At 70.3% G+C, this 481-nt stretch carries 1 pseudogene; it reads right to left on the bottom strand.

From position 1 onward, the window contains the following. Positions 1-4: 4 nt before the first annotated feature. Positions 5-481: pseudogene (locus ACFE99_RS21800) on the bottom strand (hypothetical protein); the annotation flags it as partial.

Here is a 481-nt window from a genome sequence, read left to right as displayed (position 1 = left end):
CTGCTCAGCCATGACTCTTGCGCGCTGCCGACCCGACGGCCTGGCTCAGCGAGGTGAACCCGCCGTCGCGCAGGCGACGCGCGAGTCCGTCGTGGATGTGCTTGGGCCACAGGCCACCTCCGTAGATGAAGCCGGTATAGCCCTGTAGCAGCGACGCGCCAGCGGTGATGCGTTCCCAAGCATCGTCGACGGTCTCGATGCCCCCGACGCTGATCAGCGCCAACCGGTCGCCGACGCGCCCGTACAGCCGCCGCAGTATCTCGGTGGCCCGGCGTGCCAGCGGTGGTCCCGAAATGCCGCCGCTGCCCAGGTCGGCCACACCCGGAGTGGCCAGGCCGTCGCGCGCGACGGTCTGGCCGAGCGTGTAGTTGACGCGGACGAGCGTACCGGGCTGGGGCGGGGCGACGGCGGCGAGCGTGCCGGAGACGGCGGCGTCGTCGGTGCTGTAGAAGTAGTAGGACTGATGCCAGAGGTAGTAGGC

The organism is uncultured Mycobacterium sp. (genome assembly GCF_964249325.1).
Classification (GTDB): domain Bacteria; phylum Actinomycetota; class Actinomycetes; order Mycobacteriales; family Mycobacteriaceae; genus Mycobacterium.
This window is presented reverse-complemented; position numbering and strand designations above follow the sequence as displayed.